Source organism: Pseudomonas marginalis, from assembly GCF_900105325.1.
Lineage (GTDB): Bacteria > Pseudomonadota > Gammaproteobacteria > Pseudomonadales > Pseudomonadaceae > Aquipseudomonas > Aquipseudomonas marginalis.
The window spans coordinates 94,967-116,775 of sequence record NZ_FNSU01000002.1; the positions used below are offsets into that span (position 1 = coordinate 94,967).

General features: G+C 60.6%; 17 protein-coding genes. 5 read left to right on the forward strand and 12 right to left on the reverse strand.

Annotated elements, in window-relative coordinates:
* Positions 1-2: 2 nt before the first annotated feature.
* Both BLW22_RS07985 and hemB read left to right on the forward strand, forming a co-directional pair.
* The gene (locus tag BLW22_RS07985) at positions 3-842 is read left to right on the forward strand and encodes a PhzF family phenazine biosynthesis protein (protein WP_074845316.1); all 840 of its coding nucleotides are present in this window, start codon (positions 3-5) and stop codon (positions 840-842) included.
* A 118-nt stretch (positions 843-960) separates the two neighbouring features.
* Positions 961-1,935, forward strand: a complete 975-nt coding sequence (hemB, locus tag BLW22_RS07990) for a porphobilinogen synthase (protein ID WP_065926960.1) — start codon at positions 961-963, stop codon at positions 1,933-1,935.
* A gap of 423 nt (positions 1,936-2,358) precedes the next feature.
* On the opposite strand, the gene BLW22_RS34355 is transcribed toward hemB, so the two are convergent.
* Together BLW22_RS34355 and BLW22_RS07995 are read right to left on the reverse strand one after the other, a co-directional pair.
* Positions 2,359-2,742 carry a hypothetical protein gene (locus BLW22_RS34355; protein ID WP_141691296.1) on the reverse strand — a complete coding sequence of 128 codons (384 nt, stop codon included), beginning with the start codon at positions 2,740-2,742 and terminating at the stop codon, positions 2,359-2,361.
* Between the two features lies 1 nt (position 2,743).
* The gene (locus BLW22_RS07995) at positions 2,744-7,405 is read right to left on the reverse strand and encodes an RHS repeat-associated core domain-containing protein (RefSeq protein WP_083381353.1); all 4,662 of its coding nucleotides are present in this window, start codon (positions 7,403-7,405) and stop codon (positions 2,744-2,746) included.
* Positions 7,406-7,737: 332 nt separating this feature from the next.
* On the opposite strand from BLW22_RS07995, the gene BLW22_RS08000 reads away from it, so the two are divergent.
* Entirely contained in the window at positions 7,738-8,823 is a 1,086-nt protein-coding gene (locus BLW22_RS08000; RefSeq protein ID WP_074845319.1) for a DUF1615 domain-containing protein, read from the forward strand.
* On the opposite strand, the gene BLW22_RS08005 is transcribed toward BLW22_RS08000, so the two are convergent.
* The gene (locus BLW22_RS08005) at positions 8,824-9,618 is read right to left on the reverse strand and encodes a DUF4349 domain-containing protein (protein WP_074845321.1); all 795 of its coding nucleotides are present in this window, start codon (positions 9,616-9,618) and stop codon (positions 8,824-8,826) included.
* 156 nt (positions 9,619-9,774) lie between these two features.
* On the opposite strand from BLW22_RS08005, the gene BLW22_RS08010 reads away from it, so the two are divergent.
* Positions 9,775-10,197, forward strand: coding sequence for a PaaI family thioesterase (locus BLW22_RS08010; protein WP_065927817.1), 423 nt, complete (start codon positions 9,775-9,777; stop codon positions 10,195-10,197).
* A gap of 98 nt (positions 10,198-10,295) precedes the next feature.
* Here BLW22_RS08010 and BLW22_RS08015 read toward each other — a convergent pair whose 3' ends face one another.
* The 3 genes from BLW22_RS08015 to BLW22_RS08025 are packed head-to-tail and all read right to left on the reverse strand — an operon-like array spanning position 10,296 to position 12,882.
* The gene (locus BLW22_RS08015; protein ID WP_074845324.1) at positions 10,296-11,477 is read right to left on the reverse strand and encodes an acetyl-CoA C-acetyltransferase; all 1,182 of its coding nucleotides are present in this window, start codon (positions 11,475-11,477) and stop codon (positions 10,296-10,298) included.
* 11 nt (positions 11,478-11,488) lie between these two features.
* Positions 11,489-12,148 (reverse strand): CoA transferase subunit B, encoded by a 660-nt coding sequence (locus tag BLW22_RS08020; protein ID WP_027603173.1) that lies wholly within the window; start codon positions 12,146-12,148, stop codon positions 11,489-11,491.
* A 35-nt stretch (positions 12,149-12,183) separates the two neighbouring features.
* Positions 12,184-12,882, reverse strand: coding sequence for a CoA transferase subunit A (locus BLW22_RS08025; protein ID WP_032886653.1), 699 nt, complete (start codon positions 12,880-12,882; stop codon positions 12,184-12,186).
* Between the two features lie 133 nt (positions 12,883-13,015).
* On the opposite strand from BLW22_RS08025, the gene BLW22_RS08030 reads away from it, so the two are divergent.
* Complete coding sequence (locus tag BLW22_RS08030; protein ID WP_027603175.1) at positions 13,016-13,921, forward strand: LysR family transcriptional regulator; 906 nt, start codon at positions 13,016-13,018, stop codon at positions 13,919-13,921.
* 62 nt (positions 13,922-13,983) lie between these two features.
* Here the strand turns inward: BLW22_RS08030 and BLW22_RS08035 are convergent, their stop codons facing one another.
* The 6 genes from BLW22_RS08035 to BLW22_RS08060 form a co-directional block, all read right to left on the reverse strand.
* Positions 13,984-14,313, reverse strand: a complete 330-nt coding sequence (locus BLW22_RS08035; RefSeq protein WP_016977362.1) for a hypothetical protein — start codon at positions 14,311-14,313, stop codon at positions 13,984-13,986.
* Between the two features lie 464 nt (positions 14,314-14,777).
* Complete coding sequence (locus BLW22_RS08040; protein ID WP_074845327.1) at positions 14,778-15,641, reverse strand: NAD-dependent protein deacetylase; 864 nt, start codon at positions 15,639-15,641, stop codon at positions 14,778-14,780.
* 8 nt (positions 15,642-15,649) lie between these two features.
* Entirely contained in the window at positions 15,650-16,090 is a 441-nt protein-coding gene (locus BLW22_RS08045; RefSeq protein WP_027603177.1) for a CBS domain-containing protein, read from the reverse strand.
* A 119-nt stretch (positions 16,091-16,209) separates the two neighbouring features.
* On the reverse strand, positions 16,210-18,159 hold the full coding sequence (locus tag BLW22_RS08050) for a DNA topoisomerase III (RefSeq protein ID WP_074845802.1): 1,950 nt from the start codon (positions 18,157-18,159) through the stop codon (positions 16,210-16,212).
* A gap of 229 nt (positions 18,160-18,388) precedes the next feature.
* Entirely contained in the window at positions 18,389-20,011 is a 1,623-nt protein-coding gene (locus BLW22_RS08055; RefSeq protein WP_065927812.1) for an MFS transporter, read from the reverse strand.
* Between the two features lie 113 nt (positions 20,012-20,124).
* On the reverse strand, positions 20,125-21,792 hold the full coding sequence (locus BLW22_RS08060) for a GMC family oxidoreductase (protein WP_074845331.1): 1,668 nt from the start codon (positions 21,790-21,792) through the stop codon (positions 20,125-20,127).
* Between the last annotated feature and the right edge of the window lie 17 nt (positions 21,793-21,809).

The window sequence follows — 21,809 nt, forward strand, 5'->3', positions numbered from 1 at the left end:
GCATGCCGACTTTCGATTTCAAACAACTGGATGTATTCAGCAGCGTGTCGCTCAAGGGCAATCCGCTGGCCGTCGTGCTGGGTGCTGACAGCCTCAGCGACCAACAGATGGCTGACTTCGCCAAATGGACAAACCTCAGTGAAACCACGTTTTTGCTGACACCGCGCGATGCTCGGGCGGACTACCGGGTGAGGATCTTTACCACCTTGCAGGAGCTGCCGTTCGCCGGGCACCCGACGCTGGGCAGTTGCCATGCGTGGCTCAAGGCGGGTGGGGTACCCCAAGGCGAGGAGATTATCCAGGAGTGTGGAATCGGCCTGGTGCGTATTCGGCGTCAAGGCGATGAACTGGCGTTTATTGCACCGCCGTTAATGCGCTCCGGCCCTGTGGACTCCGCGCTGCTGGAGCGCGTTCGCCTGGGATTGGGCCTGGCGCCGGGGGCCATTGTGCGCAGCCAGTGGGTCGACAATGGCGCGGGGTGGCTCGCGGTGATGCTGGCTGACCGTGATCAGGTCCTGGCCTTGCAGCCGGACTATTCGCAGCTGCTTGGGCTGGCCGTCGGGGTGATTGCTCCTTGCAACCCGGCTGACGACGTGGACGCGCAGTTTGAGGTGCGTGCCTTTGTCGCAGGCGACGGGGCCCAGGAAGACCCTGCCACCGGCAGCCTGAATGCGGGCGTCGCACAATGGCTGCTCAGCGAAGGACTCGCACCTGAGTGCTACGTGGTCAGCCAGGGCACGGCCATGGGGCGTGCGGGGCGTATTCGCGTCGAGCGCCAGGGTGATGAAATCTGGGTCGGCGGCGCCGTTACGGTGTGTATCGAAGGTCGTCTACAGCTCTAGATCAATACATTATTACGGCCCCCGCAATACACTGTTGGCCCCTGGGCATTTGTGCTGCCGGGGCCTTGGGGCATAAGCTTTCGCCCCAAAGATTTCCCGCCACTTTTTCAGGACAGCCATGACCAGCCAGTTCCCCCAAGCCCGTCCACGCCGCCTGCGCCGCTCCCCGGAGCTGCGTGGCTTGTTCCAGGAAACCGAGTTCACCCTCAACGACCTGGTGCTGCCGATTTTCGTCGAAGAAGAAATCGACGACTTCGTGCCGATCACCAGCATGCCCGGCGTGCAACGCATCCCGGAAAAGAAGCTGGCTGCCGAGATCGAGCGCTATGCCCGTGCCGGTATCAAGTCGGTGATGACCTTCGGCGTGTCCCACCACCTGGACGCCAACGGCAGCGACACCTGGAAGGAACGCGGCCTGGTCTCGCGGATGTCCTCGATCATCAAGGACGCGGTGCCGGACATGATCGTAATGTCCGACACGTGCTTCTGCGAATACACCGACCACGGCCACTGCGGCGTGATGCACGGTGCCCATGTCGACAACGACGCGACCCTGGTCAACCTCGGCAAGCAAGCCGTTGCCGCCGCCCGCGCCGGGGCCGACGTGATCGCCCCCTCGGCCGCCATGGACGGCCAGGTCCAGGCCATCCGCCGTGCGCTGGATGAAGCCGGCTTCACCCATATCCCGATCATGGCCTACTCCACCAAATTCGCCTCGGCCCTCTACGGCCCATTCCGCGAAGCCGGCGGCAGTGCGCTCAAGGGCGACCGCAAAAGCTACCAGATGAACCCGATGAACCGCCGCGAAGCCGTGCGCGAATCGCTGCTGGACGAACAGGAAGGCGCGGACGCACTGATGGTCAAGCCGGCCGGTGCCTACCTCGACATCATCCGCGACATCCGCGAAGCCTCGCGCCTGCCGGTGGCGGCGTACCAGGTCAGCGGCGAATACGCGATGATCAAGTTCGGCGCCCAGGCGGGAGCGATCGATGAGGATCGGGTCGTGCGTGAGACCTTGGGGTCGATCAAGCGTGCGGGTGCGGATTTGATCTTTACCTACTTCGCGATGGACTTGGCGTTGGCTGGGATCTAAGGGCAACGTAACCCACCCCTGGTGAGCGAACACTTGTGGGGAGCGAGCTTGCTCGCGTTGGGCTGCGTAGCAGCCCCATGCCCACGATCTACCTTAAATACTTCATCTGCCTGACTAACTACATTCTGTGAAGTTTGAATTGTTTGATTGGATGAAGGGGAGGTAATCGCTGGTCTGAATTTTATATATTTTTCCTGGCTTTTGAATAGAAGGCTGCGGAGGATTGAAAGTTTAGGTTGATGTTTCGTTTCAATAGTCCGTGCAGGCGGTGATTGGGTTTCCGTCTGTATCTAGTATTGTTGTTGATTTTCTTTATGTTGCATGTTCAAAAATGTGTATTTTTTATAGCTCTCTCCGATTGATTTCCGCTGGTTGAGCATTTTTTTATATGTAATTTACGGCTGTGAGTAAGTGAACTTATGCTCAAACATTTGTTGGGTGAAGAAGAATGTCATTTGTTATCACTTCAACAAAGCTGGGCTTGCCGGTGATTGGCTTGTCAATTTCAATCAAAATTACTGAATCGCCGATTTTTAGTATTGAGCAACTTTGGTCTGCATCTTGGATAAGCTCGCCGATAATTTTATGAGCCCCATTCGCAGAAGCGATCTGTGGTGTTTTTACAGATGAGGACATGATGTTTTGTCCCCATGAAAATATTTCATCAAGTTCTAACTCTACATCCAGAATTTCACCAGTTTTTAACTTGGTTCCGCTCCATAAAGCTGTGGCATTTCCAAAAGGTGAGTTGAATTTTACTCTCACAGTGCCTTTGTCAGAAAAAATATCAGTTATTTGTATCTTCATTTCACTTCTTCGTCAGGGGAACGCGTACAACAGTATTGTCAACGTTCATGGTGTTGGTTTTTATCTCGAACGTCCATGTCTCCTCATGATAGTGATGCTTGCTTGGCTTGCTATTCATTTCATGGGCCCCGTAACGAATACTTCTTTTTGCGTCGCTGGAAACAATTCTGTCGCGGTCGGGCTTCCCAGTTCGTGGGTTGGTGTTTGTGTGAGGGCCAGGTCCTAGAAATTCATCCCATTTCTGAATGGTTTCTTCCGGCTTTACAGGTTTATTGGCAAAGGTCTCCTTATGGTAGCCCAGTGTAGGTGGAGAGTTGGAGCTTGTGGGACTGAGTGGGCTGCCTTCATTAACCTGTGCTTTTCCCGCTGGAACTTCAGCACTGGGGTTCGGCTTGCATTTATCCCCGCCTGGACAGGTACTCAGACCTAACGGATCCACCCACCCCATAGGGTTCGGCACGTACTGGTACGCGTTGAGCCCACCCGCCAACTTCACCGGATCAGGCGTCAGGTAACACCCAATATCCGGATTGTAGTAGCGATGGCGGTTGTAGTGCAGCCCGCTTTCCTGATCAAAGTACTGACCCTGAAAACGTAGCGGGTTGTCGATTGTGCCTTTGTCGAGTCGGCTGATCTGGCCGTAGGCGCGGTAATGCGCGGACCAGACGATGTCGCCGTCTGGAGAGGTGAGTTCTTGCGGCGTGCCGAGGTGGTCGAGTTGGTAGTGATAGGGCTTGGTATCTATTGGGCCGAAGCCTTCCAACAGAACCAGCGGGCGAAAGCTGTCGGGTTCATAGAGATAGCTGCGATGGCGATCCGCATGGTGTTCGGCAATCAGCCTGTCGCCTTGCCAGAAAAACTCCGTGGTTAGGCCGTCAACGGTTTTGCTGATGCGCCGCCCAAACGGGTCGTAGCGGTAACTGGCGGTTTGGCCGTTGGGTTGGGTGATGCCTATCAGCCGATGCTGGCAGTCGTAACGGTATTCGGTGACGAGTTGATGGCCTTTGCCACGCCGCTCGCGGATGAGGTTGCCGAAGGCGTCATAGTCGTAGTGGCGGTCGCCCTGGATCATCAGGCGGTTGCCGGCGACGATGTCGGGGCCGGGGCGGTCTTGCATCAGCAGGTTGCCGGCGCGTGTGTGGCCGAAGCGTTCCTGCAGGTCTTGGGAGTGGTCGGCGCGGGTGAGGCGGCCTAGTGGGTCGTAGTGGTAGCGGTGTTCGCCTTTGCGCGTGTCGAGCAGGCGGGTGAGGTTGCCGGTTTTGTCGTAGTCGTATTGACGTTGGTAGAGGTGATCTTGTTGCTGGGTGATTGCGTGGGCGTGCAGGCGGTGTTGGTCGTCGTAGTGGTAGTGGCTGAGGAGTTGGCCTTGTTGGCGCTGGTGTTCCTGGCCGGCTTTGAACAGATGAGACGTCAGCAGCGCGCCGTTTAATTCGACGGTGGCGAGGTGGCCGCCTTTGCCGTGGTTGAACACCAAGCGGTTGTTGTCCGGTAGGCGCAGGTGTTGAAGCTGGCCGCAGGCGTCGTAGCCGTAGCGCAAGGTGCCCCAGCCCTGGTGTTCGGCGGTGAGGCGGTTTTGGCTATCGTATTCGTAGGCGAGCGCCCAGTGGCCGTCGTCGACGCTGAGGAGGTTGCCCTGACGGTCGTAGGCATATTCAACAAGGCTGCCGTCGGGCAGGGTTTTTCTGACGAGGCGTCCGGCGTGGTCTCGCTCGTAACGGTTAACGAGCTGACTTCCATCGTCACCGTGTTCGGTCTTTTCCTGCAGGTTGCCGTTGAGGTCGTAGACGTAGGCCGTACGCTGCCCATCAAACCTGGTTTCCTGCTGGATCAGTCCGTTGGGATGATAAGCAAGTCGGTAGGTCTCGCCGACTTCGTTTTCGATCTCGGTCAGCAATAACCGCACGTTATCGTAGCGGTACTTGACCTGAGTGCCATCAGCGTTGATGCGCCGACTGATCAGGTGCAACCCGTCGGCGTATTCGTAGCGGGTGACGTGGCCCAATTCGTCGCGTTCGGCGGTGATTTTTCCGTAGGGGTTGTAGCTGTATTCCCGACACGCCCCACCGGGCAGCACCACGCGAACCAAGCGACCCACGCTGTCCCACTGATACTGGGTCAGCGCGCCATGCTCATCCTCGCGGGCAAGCTGCCGGCCAAGATCGTCATAGCGATAACGCTTGATCCCGCCGTTGGGCAACTGCTCCTCAACCAGTTGCCCCCGCTCATTCCACACCAGCCGCTGACAACTGTGGTCCGGGTACCAAACCCCAATCAGTTGCCCGTATTTGTCATAGCTGTAGTCGGTGACATGTCCGTCGGGATCGATCTTACGAATGACGTCGCCCTGGTCATTGCGCTCGTACTTCCAGACCGCCAGACCCCGCCTTACAACCCGTACGAACCCGTTGTCATGCTCGTAGGTTGTTGGCTCATCATCCCCCGGAAACAACGCCACCAAACGTCCGGCTTCGTCATACTGATACGCCGTCACCGCCCCCAGCGGATCCTGCTCAACCGTCAGCCGGCCTTTAGCGTCGTAGGATTTGAAATGCTGGGCACCGTCCGGATCAATCCGCCGCACCAGCCGCGCCCGGTCGTCATGGACATACACTTCCTGACTGCCATCGGCGTTGTGCAGCGTGACACGGCCGTCGTCCCCCCAGACATACCGCGTATCCATCTGGGAAAAACTGGCCCAATGCCGAACACATCGCGCAGCCTTGCCCGCCCGTTCCCATTCCCAAAAGAAACTCGCCCCACCGGCCAGTCCACGCTCAAGAATCACGTGCTGATCGTCGTAGCGATAAACCTCGCTTTCACCTACCGCATTGGTCGCCGAGACCAGTCGGCCAGCATCGTCATAGGCGTAGGAAACAATGCTCTGCTCAGTAATCCAGACATACGGACCACGGTCTTCGGCCCGCTGCACCTGGTAGTCCACCGCCACGATGCGGTCCGATTCATAGCGCAGGAACAGCGCACACCCCGCACCGTTATCCAGCCGCTCGATACGCCCCAGAAAATCCCGAGCAATCCACAACCGGTTGTCGTACGCGTCGCTGATCGAGACCAGCACACCGTCGCGAAAGTGATAAAACCGCGACGCCTGGGCCAGCACCAGTTCATCCGGCGACGCGCCCAAATAGATCGCGGCTTCGGCCAAACTATTGGTGATTGCTGGCCGAGCAACAGTCGGCATCGGAAACGAAGTACTGCGGTTCTCATGGTCCGTCCACACCACCGAATCGCCCGACACCGCAAGCCGATGCGCCAGCGAATGACTCCAGCCAAACCCCAACCCGCCATCCACTTCCACCGCACTGGTGCGATACAGCCGGGTCCACTCGAACGGCAAGATCCCGTCTAAAACACCATCGGTGAGGGTGAGCAATTCCTCCCCGGTAACCATCGACACCGGGCAGCCGTTGGTGACGGTCTTATCCGAAGGGGCCGCCGCATTCCCGTTCGGGTTCTTCCCCGAAATAGGTACATCATCCACAGGCTCCTGGCGGACCAACACCGTCTGCTGAGTTTTCCTGCGAACCGCCGGCACCGGGTTCGAAACCACATGCTCCCCCGCCTTCAACGGCGCAACCGGTACAGCCTTGATCGCTGTCGCGGGGCCACCGAGCAGCAAAGGCTTCAGCGCTTCGGCATGCGGCTCCAACCCCGGCTTTACAAGCTGCTTGGCCAGCAACTCCAACAACTCCCGCGCGCGCTTGGATTTGATAGCGCTCAGCACTTGAGCCCCCAGCCGCGCCACCACCCCCATCGCACCCAATACACGAATCAACAGCAGATTGATCAGGACCTCGCCAGTGATCTCACCCCACAGTTCAGTCATCTGCGGCGGTGGCAGCAGGCGCATCCAACTGACCATCGCCGACAGGTAGATAAACAACAGCGGCTCATCGCTGAGCACCAGCAAACCATTGGCAATCGTGTCGTTGCCGAGCTTCAGCAGCTCATCGAGTTCGGCCTGGGATAGGTAGGCCAACAGCTTTTCGCCGTTGGGCTTGAGGTCCGCCAGCAGGTCATACAGCTGCGTAACGTTGTCCCACACATTGAAGAGGGCTTTTCCAAGGCCGCTGAAAAACGCTGCTTCCAGCATTCGGCGCCGATCGAGGGGCTTGGCTTCGGCATAGTCTTTCCACTGATCCTGGAAAGTGCGGGTCCACTCTTCACGCAGGCGAGCCTCCAACCCCGCGATCACCGACTGATAAGACCCATACAGCGCCTTGACGTGGTCCTTGGAAACGTTGGGATAGAAGGTGATCCGGTACGGCTGGTTGCGATCACACTCGGTGATTTCGAGGAGGCCGCTGGGGCCGATGGTCTTGTGGATCGGCTCGCCCAAGGGGCCGCCATTGGGATCGACGCGCTGCAGCATCACCGGCGTGTCGCCGATGGGCACGAAGCGCGTGCTTTGGAACATATGCACCAGCGTCAGGGTGCCATTGGCCGGGCACGTGGCGACGGTGCTGCTGGGGATGATTGAGCGATTGATCGGTGCGACCAGCGCCACCTCATCGCCGACCTTGAAGACCTGCTCGACCTCCAGCGCCGAGAAGCGCCAGAAACTTTGCGCCCAGTCATCGAACGTATTCAGGCATTCGCGAAAGTCACGGAAGACGCTTTCAACGTCGACCGTCTTCACATCCATCGGGGTCAGGGCCAGCCTGCCGATGGCCGGGTTCAAGACGCCGCTCCTTCAACCAGGGCTTTAACGAAAACCACCATCTGCAATCCCTCGCACTGTGTATTCAGGCGAGGGACTTTGCAGCGGTTTTCAGGCTGGGGCTGTAGAGCTTATCTTGCCGTTACGTGGGAGCTTTCAGCGGCTATCGTCCCTTTTTGGCGACGTATCAAAAAGCCTTCAGCGCTGCGCGAACGCCAGGTTCAACCCTGGCTGGCGAGAAGGTGAGTTGGCGAACCCGCGTTAGACTTACCGGTCCATATCCGCAACGCCTGGCCCATCGTCCTCAAGGAAGCCCCATGTCCCCACGTTGCCTGATCCTCTGCCTCACCTCATTGGTGGTGCTGGCCGGCTGTTCCACGTCACGCGGCCCGCAGCAACCAGCGCGCAGCGAGGCCGAGGTGAAGGCCGAGATCGTGCGTTTGCTCCCGGCGAAGGTTCCAGACCGCAACGGCTGGGCCCAGGACATCTACACTGCCTTTGACACTCAAAAGATCTACCCCAGTACCGAGAATATCTGTGCCGTATTGGCGGTGACCGAGCAGGAGTCCACCTATCAGGTCGACCCGCCCGTACCCAATATGGGCAAGATCGCCCAGGATGAAATCCTGCGCCGTGCCGCCAAGGTGCATGTGCCCGCTTTTGTGGTGCGCAGCGCCCTGCAGCTGCGCTCGCCCACCGGCCAGTCCTATGCCGACCGCTTGAATGCCGCCCGCACGGAGAAGGACCTGAGTGGCATCTTCGATGACTTCATCAGCGTGGTGCCCCTGGGCAACACCCTGTTTGGCGGTTTCAATCCGGTGCACACCGCCGGTCCCATGCAGGTCAGTATCGACTTCGCCCAGAAGCAGGCGCGGGGTTATCCCTACACGGTGGATGGCACGATTCGTCGGGAAGTCTTCACCCGGCGCGGCGGCATGTACTTCGGTATCGCCCATCTGCTCGGTTACCCGGTGAGCTATGACCAGCCGCTGTACCGCTTTGCCGACTTCAATGCGGGTTGGTACGCCAGCCGTAATGCGGCGTTCCAGGCGGCTGTCAGCCGCGCGTCGGGCACTGAGTTGGCGCTGGACGGGGATTTGATTCGCTACGGCTCATTGCTGCCCGGCACCACCGAACTGGCGGTGCGCTCATTGGGCGCGAAGCTGGACATGCGCAATCCCAGCATTCGCAGCCAGCTGGAACAGGGCGAACAGTTGGATTTTGAAGACACCACCCTCTACAAGCGCGTGTTTGCCCTGGCCGACCAGGCCGCCGGCAAGCCGATGCCCCGTGCGATCCTGCCGGGCATCGAGCTCAAAAGCCCGAAGATCACCCGCAACCTGACCACGGCGTGGTTTGCCAAGCGCGTGGATGAGCGGTACCAGCGCTGCATGAAGCGCTGATCAGCTGCGGCGCCGGACAAATTTGCGCCACAGCCACACCCACAACCACACCACCGGAAACGCCAGGATCACGAACGGCAGCACATAGCTGGCGCGTTCCAGGGCGTCTGCGGTGCCGTCCACCAGGTTAGTGCCCAGGTTGCTGAACATCCGGCTGAAGCGTGACGGTTGGTTCGCGCCGTCGGCAGAGCGGAAGTTGAGGGTGACGCGGTTGGTATCCAGGCGACGTTGCTGGCCGGCGGCAACCTGGGCGAGTTCCTGCAGTTCGTTTTCAACGCCCGCCTGCTCCTTGCTCAAGGCAATCAGGTCGCTGACGCTGATGTCCTTGCGCTTGGCCAGTTCATCGAGGCGCTGTTGCTGGGCTTGCAGGCGATCCTGGCGGCGACGTATATCGGCGACCGCGTCGGCCAGGTCTTCGGCGGTGGTGATGCGCTGGCCGAGTTTGCCGCCCTCAGCGGCCAGGGTGACCATCGGTTCGACGCCGCTAGGTGCGATCCGCAGGATGATCTCGCCGCCGTTGCTGTCTTCGGTGATGCCAAGGATATTGCACGCGCCAAACCGCGCCGATTCACAGGCCTCACGGGTGGCCTGCATGCGCGGCGCGAGCAGGGCGCCGGGCAGGGCCAGGGTCAGTTCGTGCTCATAGGCCAGTTGCGCACCGGCCCGGCCTTGTTCGCCATTGATCACCGTGGCGCGGGAGTGGTCCTTGGGTGAACAGCCGACCAGGGCCAGGCCGGCCAGCAGGATCAACAGGGGCGCGCGAAGCGATTGAAGGGGGCCGTCCGGATGGCGCATTGCAGTTCCTTGAGATGTGGGGGGGACATTGGCGGCGATTAAAGCGGGTCCGGCGAATTAACGCAAAGTATCGTGCAGGATTTGCAAGGCTGATGGTGATGGCTGCCGTTGGGCGTGTGGCGTACACCTCAAATTCGACCCCAAGGAAGACTCGTCATGATTGCCCACGCCGTGCCCGAAGGTTTTGTCCCGCTGCCGCGCAGCAGCCCGTTGCTGGATTTGCTTGGCCCGGCGTACTGCCGAGGTGACGGCCTGCAACTGGAAATCGGCCTGCGCGCCGACAATCGCCATGCCAATGGGCGTGGAACGGTGCACGGCGGGGTGCTGGCGACCCTGGCGGATGTCGGTATGGGCTATGCCATGGCGTTTTCCAGTGAGCCGCCGTTGCCGTTGATTACGGCGAGCATGACCGTGGATTACCTGGGGGCGGTGCAGGTGGGGGAGTGGATTACCGTGCGTTTGGAACATCACAAGCGAGGGCGGCAAATGGCGTTTGCCACGGTGAGCCTGCAGGTGGGAGAGAAGGTGGTGGCGCGGGCGAATGCGGTGTTTGCCGTGCCTCTCGCTGACAGGCAATAAAGATCTTATAGGGGAGGGACTGTGTTTGTTCAGGGAAACCGCATAAAGAAAAGGCCTGGCTTTTCGTGGAGCCGGGCCTTTTCCGTGTTGCTCGTTTATCAGCTGCGTTCGAGGGCCAGGGCTACGCCCTGGCCGCCACCGATGCACAGGGTCGCCAGGCCTTTCCTGGCATCGCGCTTGATCATTTCATGCAGCAGGGTGACCAGCACGCGGCAGCCTGAAGCGCCGATGGGGTGGCCGATGGCGATGGCGCCGCCGTTGACATTGACCTTGTCCGCATCCCACTCCAGCTCTTTGCCTACCGCCAGGGATTGCGCGGCAAAGGCTTCGTTGGCTTCGATCAGGTCCAGGTCGCCCAGGCTCCAACCGGCTTTATCCAGGCAACGGCGGGTGGCCGAGACCGGGCCGATGCCCATGATTGCCGGGTCGACACCCGCGTTGGCGTAACTGGCGATACGGGCCAATACCGGCAAGCCGAGGGCCTTGGCCTTGTCGGCACTCATCAGCAGCACCGCAGCAGCGCCGTCATTCAGGCTGGAAGCATTACCGGCGGTGACGCTGCCGTCTTTCTTGAACGCCGGCTTGAGCTTGGCCAGGGATTCGGCGGTGGTGCCGGCGCGAGGTTGCTCATCGACGGCGAAGGCAATCGGGTCGCCCTTGCGCTGGGGAATCAGGATCGGCGTGATCTCATCGACAAAACGCCCGGCCTCGATGGCGGCGGTGGCTTTCTGCTGGGAGGCGGCGGCGAAAGCATCCTGGGCTTCACGGCTGATGCCGTATTTGTCCACGAGGTTCTCGGCGGTGATGCCCATGTGATAGTCGTTGAACGCATCCCAGAGGCCGTCGGTGATCATGCTGTCGATCATCTTGGCGTGGCCCATGCGCAAGCCCGTGCGCGCAGCAGGCAGTACATAGGGTGCCAGGCTCATGTTCTCCATGCCGCCGGCGATGATGACCTCGGCGTCACCGCAACGGATGGCCTGGGCGCCCAGGTGCAGGGCTTTCAGGCCCGAGCCGCAGACCTTGTTCAGGGTCAGGCTCGGCACGGCGTGGGGCAGGCCGGCGAGGATCGAGGCCTGGCGCGCGGGGTTCTGGCCGGAACCCGCGGTGAGTACCTGGCCGAGAATGACTTCATCGACTTGAGCCGGGTCCAGGCCGGTCTGCTCCAGCAGGCGACGGATCACGGCGGCGCCCAGTTCCGGTGCCGGAATGCTTGCCAGCGAACCTTGAAAGCTGCCCACGGCGGTGCGGGTGGCAGCAACAATCACGACGTCTTGCATGGAATCTGTCCTCACTGGAAGTGCATTTCTGGAACGTGGTCCGGGACGATCAGTTTACCGGCGGTCTTGCTCACAATCTCTTCAACGCTGACGCCAGGTGCGCGTTCCTTGAGGACAAAAGCGCCATTTTCGATTTCCAGGTACGCAAGGTCCGTCAGTACGCGCTTGATGCAGTTGGCGCCGGTCAGCGGCAGGCTGCATTGGCTGAGCAACTTGGACTCACCGTCCTTGGAGGCGTGGGTCATGATCACGATGATGTTTTCCGCACCGGCCACTAGGTCCATGGCGCCGCCCATGCCCTTGACCAGTTTGCCGGGGATCATCCACGAGGCGATGTTGCCGTGTACGTCCACTTCAAAGGCGCCGAGCACGGTGAGGTCGACGTGGCCGCCGCGAATCATCGCGAAGGATTCGGCGGAGGAGAAGATCGAGGCGCCGATGCGCGCCGTCACGGTCTGTTTGCCGGCGTTGATCATGTCGGCATCGATGGTGTCTTCGGTAGGAAACGGACCCATGCCGAGCAGGCCGTTTTCCGACTGCAGCATGACTTCCATGCCTTCGGGGATGTAGTTGGCCACCAGGGTCGGAATGCCGATGCCCAGGTTGACGTAGAAACCGTCCTGCATTTCGCGGGCGACGCGTTGAGCCATTTGTTCGCGGGTAAGAGCCATTTTTATGAGTCCTTATTGTTCGGGCTGGAGGCGGATTATTTGCGCACGGTGCGCTGTTCGATGCGCTTCTCGAACGTGCCGCAGATGATCCGGTCGACGTAGATGCCAGGGGTGTGGATCTGCGCCGGGTCCAGCTCGCCCGGTTCGACGATTTCCTCGACTTCGACCACGGTGATCTTGCCAGCGGTGGCGGCCAGCGGGTTGAAGTTCTGGGCGGTGTGGCGATAGATGACGTTGCCGAAGTGGTCGGCTTTCCAGCCTTTGACGATGGCGAAGTCGCCGGTGATGGATTCTTCCATCAGGTACGGGCGACCGTTGAATTCGCGGGTTTCCTTGCCTTCGGCCACCGGAGTACCGACGCCGGTGGCGGTGAAGAAGGCGGGGATACCGGCGCCGCCTGCGCGCATTTTTTCCGCCAGGGTGCCTTGGGGGGTGAGGACCACTTCGATTTCGCCGCTGAGCAACTGCTTCTCGAACAGGGCGTTCTCACCGACGTAGGAAGCGATCACCTTGCTGATCTGCTTTTCTTCCAGCAGCACGCCCAGGCCAAAGCCGTCGACGCCGCAGTTATTGGAAACCACGGTGAGGTCACGGGTGCCTTTGCGCTTGATCTCATTGATGAGGTTTTCCGGAATGCCGCACAGGCCGAAACCACCGGAGAGCACGGTCATGCCGTCTTCCAGGCCTGCCAGTGCTTCCTCGTAGGACGCCACGCGTTTATCGAAACCTGCCATATGCACCTCTTTTATTGTTTGTGGGCCAGCCAATGAATCGAGTGTTGCGCTGACAGATTGATTTGTTAAGTTGTTTTTTAAGGTTGATTGATTTAGAAAACAGCATAGTCAACCCGCCGCCCGGAGTAGCGTCATGACCGTTAAACAGATGCGTGCCTTTCTGGCCGTGGCCCAAAGCCTGAGTTTTGCCGCCGCCTGCGAGCGCCTGCACCTTTCTCAATCGGCGTTGAGCCTGACCATCAAGGGCTTGGAGGAAGGGCTGGGCGGGCGCTTGTTCAGCCGCAATACGCGCAACGTGGCCCTCACGCCCGAGGGCGAATCCCTGCTGCCCCTGGCCCGTCGGCTGATGGCCGATTGGGACAATGCCGAAGACGAACTACGTCAGCTGTTCACCCTGCAACGCGGGCGGGTGACCGTGGCGGCGATGCCGTCGTTTGCCGGCAACCTGCTGCCGCCGATCCTGAAGATATTCCGCGCCCGTTACCCTCAGGTGAACGTGACGGTGCATGACTTGATCAATGAGCAAGTGCTGGAGATGGTTCGCGACCGCCATGTGGAACTGGGCGTCGCGTTTGAACCCTCGGAAGGCTCGTCGCTGGCCTTTACGCCGTTGTACCTGGACCGCTTCATTGCGGTGGTGCCCGGTGATTCACTGCTGGCACAGTGTGCCGAGGTCGACTGGAAAACCTTGCTGGAGCACCCGTTCATCACGTTGCAGCGGCCTTCCACGGTGCGGGTGATGCTGGAGGAGCACCTGGGGGCCTTGAAGATGAAGCTGCCGGTGGCCTTGGAAAGCCATCAATTGGCAACCGTGGGCAAGATGGTCGCCAGCGGCCTGGGTGTCAGCGCCGTACCGGCCTTGTGTGCGCAGCAGATGCAGGAGGCGGGCGCGCATTGCATCACCTTGACCGATCCGGTGATCGAGCGGCCGATTGGGGTGCTGACCAAGCCTGGGCATGAACTGTCGGCGGCGGCGCAGGTGTTGTTTGATATTTTTCGCGATGAGGCGGGGAAGGGCAGGTTTCCGGCGGTGTTATAAAACAGCTATTAAAAAGCCCGCTCGAATAAACCAGCGGGCTTAAATTTAAAGTGGCACTGTTATCAGCAGTATCTATCAATCACTTTAACGTGCGATTGGCCTTTGAGGTTCTGCCATTCGGTATTAAGTGTGTGGAATACTTGCTCGATAAAGTTGCGATCGGCCGCGGCCTTCTTGCCGACATAACCCTGGCCACGGCGGTACATCTTCAGGCGCGCCGCCAGTTCACGGTTATTGCGGTCGAACTCGGCTTCTTCGGTGTGGGGCGCCAGGCAGTCGATTTGCACTTCGCCCGATTTGCCAATCCACAGGATATGGTCGTCGAGTGTGTCTTTCTGCGCTGCGAACATCTCAGCCAATTCATCGATAGTTGGTTGGTTGTTCAGATTCATGTGTAAGCCCCTTGACCAGTTGGCGATCTATCAGTTGATTCCGTTAAAACTGCTTAGTTGTCTCCGGCTTGGAAAACCGGGCGTCAGTGACGGTCTGCCGAATACGGGCAGGGTCTTGAACCTGATGCATGTAGTCTTGCTGATGAACTGCTACGCAATGGTTTCATAACGAAGACAAGCCGCATTTGAGCGCCTTGTACCGATCCTTTCGGGTCGGTCAGCTTCATCAATCTGCCTTGTGGGCAGTGCACATCCGGAAAAAACAGCTCGGCGGTCAGACGAGCTTGTTCAAAACGCTTGCTACCAACGCTCCCGATCCGGGAGACGTCTAGATCATGCAAGGACAAAAAGGTTACGTCAACGGTTATGTAGTGATTATTTTTGATCACTACATAATTCGTCGTGGCTATGGGGAGATACGGCAAATGCGTGACTCGAGCGTCATTTTTTGCGCTGGACGGTCGCTATGGCTGAGGAGGGGTTGACTGCAGGCGGTCTGCCAACAAGGGCAGAAGCTGTTCGCACGAGGTTTCGATCTTTACCTGCAACAACTCATCACCCCGGGTCTTGCCCAGGTTGATGGCGATCACCGGTTTGCCCTGTTCGACCATTGCCTTGCACAGGCGAAATGCGGAGTAAGCCATCAGCGATGAACCTACCACCAGCAGCCCCTCGGCATGGGCTACCGCCGCCATCGCCCTGGCTGCCGTCGCCGGTACGACGTTCTCGCCAAAAAACACCACGTCCGGTTTCAGTCGCTCACCCTGGCAATGGGGGCAGCGGGGGACCTGGAAGCGCTCTTCAAACGCGGGATCAAGCAGGGTGTCACCATCAGGCGCCTGTACCGCATGGACTTGCGCCAGGTACGGGTTATCGATTTCCATCTGGCGCTGGATCAGGTCGCGCGTGCTGTGCAACTGGCAATCCAGGCACAGCACCCGGTGCAGGCTGCCGTGCAATTCAATCACGTCATGGCTACCGGCCTGGTCATGCAAGGTGTCGACGTTTTGCGTGATCAGGCCGCTGATGTGCTGGCGTTGTTGCAAGGTCGCCAGTGCCCGGTGAGCGTTGTTCGGCTGGGCGATACGTACCCTCGGCCACCCCAGCATCGCCCGTGCCCAATAGCGCCGCCGCGCCTGGGCAGTGGCGAGGAACTCCTGGTACATCATCGGCGCCTTGCCCCGGCGCACGCCTTCGCTGTCGCGGTAGTCGGGGATTCCCGACGACGTGCTGATGCCCGCACCGGTCAATACCAGGAAACGCCGTTCGGCCATGGCGCGGTGCAGGGTGTCGAGGTGGTCCTGTTGATGTTCCAGGGTATCGAGCATGGGGTCCCCTATTCGCCGCGGATGTACTGCTCCAACTGCTTGATCAGGTCTGCCTGTTCGGCGATGGCTTCCTTGACCAGGTCACCGATGGAGAGCAGGCCCAGCAGTTTGCCGTCTTCGACCACCGGCAGGTGGCGCAGGTGACTGTCGGTCATGATGTTCATGCACGCTTCGACACTTTTATGGGTATCGACGGTTATCACCGGCGAGCTCATGACCTCATGGACCTTTGTAGTGACTGACGATAGGCCCTTGAGCATTATTTTGCGTGCGTAATCGCGTTCGCTGATGATCCCCACCACCGTGCCTTCCTTGACCACCGGCAAGGCGCCGACGTTTTTCTCCGACATCCGCACCAGCGCCTCAAACACAGTGTGGTCCCATTGGATGGTGTGGACGTCCTGGTTTTTCTGGTCCTTGGCTTTGAGCAATTGTGCGACGGTTTTCATGGCGGCCACTCCGGTGTTGTTGTTATCCCCTACAGAATCCTAGACGGCACTCGCCGGGGCAAGGTCCAATGCGGCGTTAAACCCGTCGAAAAACGTCATTCGCCGGTTTTTTTCGCCTTTCACCCGGTTTTTTTCGGTTTCCTGGCGCGCTCTGGGCCAGTGGCGGTCTTGCGAGGGGCCGCCTTGCGCTTCTTTTTCCACGGCGCAGCACCTCGGCCCGGCGGGCTGGCCGGCCCGCTGATGGTCATGCGCATGCCGTTGCAACGGGCTACTTGCTTGCTCATCCACGCCGCCTGCTTGGCGACGAATTCTTCCAGGCTCATCTCGCCGCTTTGCACCATGTCCAGCGCCTGCTCCCAGATCGCGGTGGTGCCGGGGTCGGCAATGGCGCGGGGCACCGCGTCGATCAGGCTGAAGGCTGCCGGGGTGGCCGACAGCGCCTTGCCGTTCTTCACCAGGTAACCGCGGTCGAGCAACCCCTGGATAATCCCCGCACGGGTGGCTTCGGTACCGATGCCGGTGGTGTCCTTGAGCTTTTGCTTGAGCAGCGGGTCTTCCACCAGCTTGGCGACGTTTTTCATCGCCTTGATCAGGTCGCCCTCGGTGAAGGGCTTGGGTGGCTGGGTCCACAGGTCCTTGAGGTTGACCTTGACCACGGCGTAATCCTGGCCCTGCACCAGTGTCGGCAAGGCCTGGGGCGCCGGTGCTTCTCGGCCCTTCGCCGGTGCCAGGGCTTCGGGCAAGGCACGTTTCCAGCCCGGCTCGATCACCACTTTGCCCACCGCACGCAACGCCTGGCCCGCACAGTCGAAATCCGCCTGGGTGCGATCGTATTCATGGTTGGGCAGGAACTGCGCCAGGTAACGCGCGCGAATCAAGGTGTAGACCGCACGGTGCTTGCCGTTGAGTTGGCCGACGTCCTTGCCGGCGCCGGTGGGAATGATGCCGTGGTGCGCGCTGACCTTGGCATCGTTCCAGGCCCGTGAGCGGCGTTGGGGATCGATATGCGGCATCAGCTCATGGACTGCCGCATCCCCACGGCCCAATGCGGCGAGAATCTTCGGCGCCTCGCTGTGCTGGCTCAATGGCAGGTAACCACAGTCACTGCGGGGGTAGGTGATGACCTTGTGGGTTTCGTAGAGGGATTGGGCGATATCCAGGGTTTCCTGGGCGCCGAGGCCGAGTTTCTTCGAGCAGATCTCCTGCAGGGTGCCGAGGTCGAAGGGCAGGGGCGCCACCTCGCGCATGCGTTCGGTGCGCAGCTTGATCAGGCGTGCGCTGGCGGCGTTGCTCATGGCGTCGGCAGCGTCCCGGGCCAACTGCGGGTCAAGGCAGCGGCCCTGGTCGTCACAGGCATCCTCGGTCGCGCGCCATTGTGCGGTAAACGTGATGGATTGGTGGCGCAGGTCCACATCAATGGCCCAGTACGCCACGGGCACGAAGTCGGCGATGCTGCGGTCGCGGTCCACCACCAGGCGCAAGGTCGGTGTTTGCACCCGGCCTACCGGCAGCACGCCCTGATAGCCGGACTGACGCCCCAGCAGGGTAAACAGGCGACTCATGTTCATGCCGATCAGCCAGTCGGCGCGGGAGCGGCCCAGGGCCGAGTGGTACAGGCTGAAGGTTTCGGCGCCGGGCTTGAGCGCCGCCAGGGCCTTGCGGATGGAGGCATCGTCCAGTGCCGACAGCCATAACCGCTGGATCGGCCCGCGATAGCGGCAATGCTCGACCAGTTCGCGGGCGATCATCTCGCCTTCACGGTCGGCGTCGGTGGCGATCACCAGTTCCTGGGCTTCCCCCAGCAGGCGCTTGACGGCCTTGAACTGGCTGGCGGTCTTGGGCTTGACCAGCATCTTCCATTTTTCCGGGACGATCGGCAGGTCGGCCAGCACCCAGCGTTTGTATTTGGCGTCGTAGGCGTCGGGCGGGGCGGTTTCCAGCAGGTGGCCGATGCACCAGGTGACGGTGACCCCATTGCCCAACCAGCAACCGTCGCCACGGCGACTGGCGCCGAGCACGGCCGCGATGTCCTTGGCCTGGGAGGGTTTTTCACAGAGGTACAGCCGCATGGTCATCACATCAGATCGGGTTGATGCTTTGCAGGATGCTCAGTCAGAGGAATTTGAGCAACTATTATCTGTATGGATGTACAGCAATTCGTGTAAGCGTTGCGGAAATAAATGTGGGAGGGGGCTTGCTCCCGATAGCGCCATATCAGTCAACGCAACTGTGACTGAACCACCGCTATCGGGAGCAAGCCCCCTCCCACAAGGGATCTCCTGTGTTCAGGCGATCGGTTTAATTGTTGTCGAGATCCACATGCCGCGTTTCTTTAAGGCAAAACAATCCGACAATCAGGCTCACCCCCGTCACCACCACCGGGTACCACAAGCCATAGAAGATATCCCCGGTGTACACCACCAGCGCAAACGACACGGTCGGCAGGAAGCCGCCAAACCAGCCGTTACCGATGTGGTAGGGCAGGGACATCGAGGTGTAGCGGATACGTGTCGGAAACAGCTCGACCATCAGCGCCGCCAGCGGGCCGTAGCACATGGCGGCGATCAGGATCAGCACCACGATCAGCACCACCACCATCACCTTGTTGACCTGCGCCACATCCGCCGAAGTCGGGTAGCCGGCCAGGGCCACTGCACCGCGCAGCGCTGCCTCGTCGAAGCCGTCGATGCGCACTTCACCCACGCTGACCTGCACCGGGCTGCCGGCCGGGGCGGCGGCACTGCTGTACGGCAGGCCTTGTTTGACCAGGAAGGTCTTGACCTTGTCGCACGGGCTGTCAAATTTCGCCTTGCCTACCGGATCGAACTGGAAGGTACAGGTGGCCGGGTCGGCCAGCACGGTGATCGGTGCCTGGCGGCTGGCCTGGTCCATCGCCGGGTTGGTGTAGTGCGCCAGGCCCTTGAAGATCGGGAAGTACAGCGCGGTGGCCAGCAGCAGGCCGAGCATCAGCACCGGCTTGCGCCCGACCTTGTCCGACAGCCAGCCAAAGAAGACGAAGAACGGCGCGCCAATCACCACGCTGATGATCAGCAGCATATTGGCCAGGGCCGGGTCCATCTTCAGGAACTGCGTGAGGAAAAACAGCACATAGAACTGCGACGCGTAGAACGTTACCGCTTGCCCACCGTTGATGCTGAACAGCGCGATCAGCACCACCTTGAGGTTTTCCCATTTACCGAAGGACTCACGGATCGGCGCCTTGCTGGCCTTGCCTTCCTCTTTCATTTTCAGGAATGCCGGCGACTCGTGCAGGCTCATGCGGATCCAGGTGGAAATACCCAGCAGCACAATGGAAAACAGGAACGGGATACGCCAGCCCCACACTTCGAACTGATCGCCGGTGAAGTACCGGCATGCCAGCACCACCAGCAACGACAGCAGCAAACCGAGGGTCGCGGTGGATTGAATCCAGCTGGTGTTGAGGCCGCGTTTGCCGGCCGGCGCATGCTCGGCCACATAGGTGGCCGCACCGCCGTACTCGCCGCCCAATGCCAGGCCTTGCAGCATGCGCAGCACGATCAGGATGATCGGCGCCGCGATGCCGATGCTGGCGTAGGTTGGCAGCAGGCCGACGCAGAAGGTCGCCACGCCCATCAGGATGATGGTCACCAGGAACGTGTATTTGCGCCCGATCATGTCGCCCAGGCGGCCGAACACCAGCGCGCCGAACGGGCGCACCACAAAGCCGGCCGCAAAGGCCATCAAGGCAAAGATAAACGCCGTGGTGTCGTTGACCCCGGCAAAGAACTGCTTGCTGATCACCGCCGCCAGGGCGCCGTAGAGGAAAAAGTCATACCACTCGAACACCGTCCCCAGGGACGAGGCGAAGATGACTTTTCTTGATTCGTTACCGGTGCTCGCGTTGGTGGCCGAGCCCAGGGTTTGAGCATGTTCTGACATCGGGAAGCCCTCACAGTGATTATTTATTGTTGTTCCACTGTCGGCGCCAGGCTCAGCGCCGCTATTTCTCAGTTCCTTGCAGGAGCGAGCTTGCTCGCGAACGTTGTCAACAATTACGCGGGAAACCCGGAGGGCAGCGGCGCTTTTGCGTTTTTCGCGAGCAAGCTCGCTCCTACAGTGTTCGGCGAAAGGATCAGCTGCGCGGCTTTTTCCGCGATCATCAGCGTCGGTGAACAGGTATTGCCGGAGGTAATGCGCGGCATGACCGAGGCATCGGCGATACGCAGGCCGGGCACACCATGTACGCGCAACTGGGCGTCGACCACCGCGTCTTTATCGCTGCCCATGCGACAGGTGCCGACTGGATGGAAGATCGTCGTGCCGATACGCGCGGCCGCTTCGTGCAGTTGCTCTTCGGTTTGCAGCGCGTCGCCGGGCAGGTATTCCACCGGCTTGAACTGGCTCAGGGCCGGTGCGGCGACGATGCGTCGGGTCAGGCGAATGGCGTCGGCGGCCACCCGCAGGTCCTCCGGGTGGCTGAGGTAGTTGGGCCGGATCAGCGGCGCATCCGCCGGGTTGGCCGAGCGGATATCGATGCGGCCACGGCTTTGCGGGCGCAGGTCGCAGACCGAGGCGGTAAACGCCGGGAACCCATGCAGCGGTTCGCCAAAGCGCTCCAGGGACAGCGGCTGTACGTGGTATTCAAGGTTGGCCGAGGTCTGTTCCGGGCCCGAGCGGGCAAACGCGCCGAGCTGGCTGGGCGCCATCGACAGCGGGCCGCTGCGGTCATACAGGTAGCGCAGGCCCATGCCCATCTTGCCCCATACGGTACCGGCGATCTGGTTCAGGGTGCGGGCGTTTTCCAGCTTGTAGATCAGCCGCAGCTGCAGGTGATCCTGCAGGTTGCCGCCGACGCCCGGCAGTTCATGCCGCACATCGATGCCCAGCGGCTTGAGCACGCTGGACGGGCCGATCCCCGAGCGTTGCAGGATGCCCGGCGAGCCCACGGAGCCGGCGCACAGCACGATTTCCTTGCGGGCCTTCCAGCTCACTGGCTGGCCGTTTTGACGCCCGATCACCGCCGAGGCACGGCCGTTTTCCAGGACCACGCGGTCTACCTCGACCTCGGTCAGCACGGTGAGATTGGGCCGCTGGCGGATCGGCTTGAGAAACGCCTTGGCCGCGTTCCAGCGTACCCCGGCCTTCTGGTTGACCTGGAAGTAGCCGCAGCCTTCGTTATCGCCCTGGTTGAAGTCGCTGATCGTGGCAATGCCGCTTTGCGCCGCGGCGTCCCGAAAGGCGTCCAGGATCGGCCAATGCAGCCGCTGCTGTTCGACTCGCCACTCGCCGCCGTCACTGTGGAATTCCGAGCTGCCGGCAAAATGGTTTTCGCTCTGCTTGAACAGTGGCAGCACGTCTTTCCAGGCCCAGCCATCGTTACCTGCCGCCGCCCAGCCGTCGTAGTCCTGGGCCTGGCCGCGCATGTAGATCATGCCGTTGATGGACGAGCAGCCGCCGAGCACCTTGCCCCGTGGGTAGCTCAGCGCACGGCCTTGCAGGCCTTCCTGGGCTTCGGTCTTGAAGCACCAGTCGGTGCGCGGGTTACCGATGCAGAACAGGTAGCCGACGGGGATATGGATCCAGGGGTAGTTGTCGCGGCCACCGGCTTCAAGCAGCAGCACGCGGTGGGCGGGGTTGGCGGACAGTCGATTGGCGAGCAGGCAGCCTGCGGGGCCGGCGCCTACTACCACGTAATCGTATTCAGCAGCTGCAATGGGCATCTGAGGTCTCGCTTGTT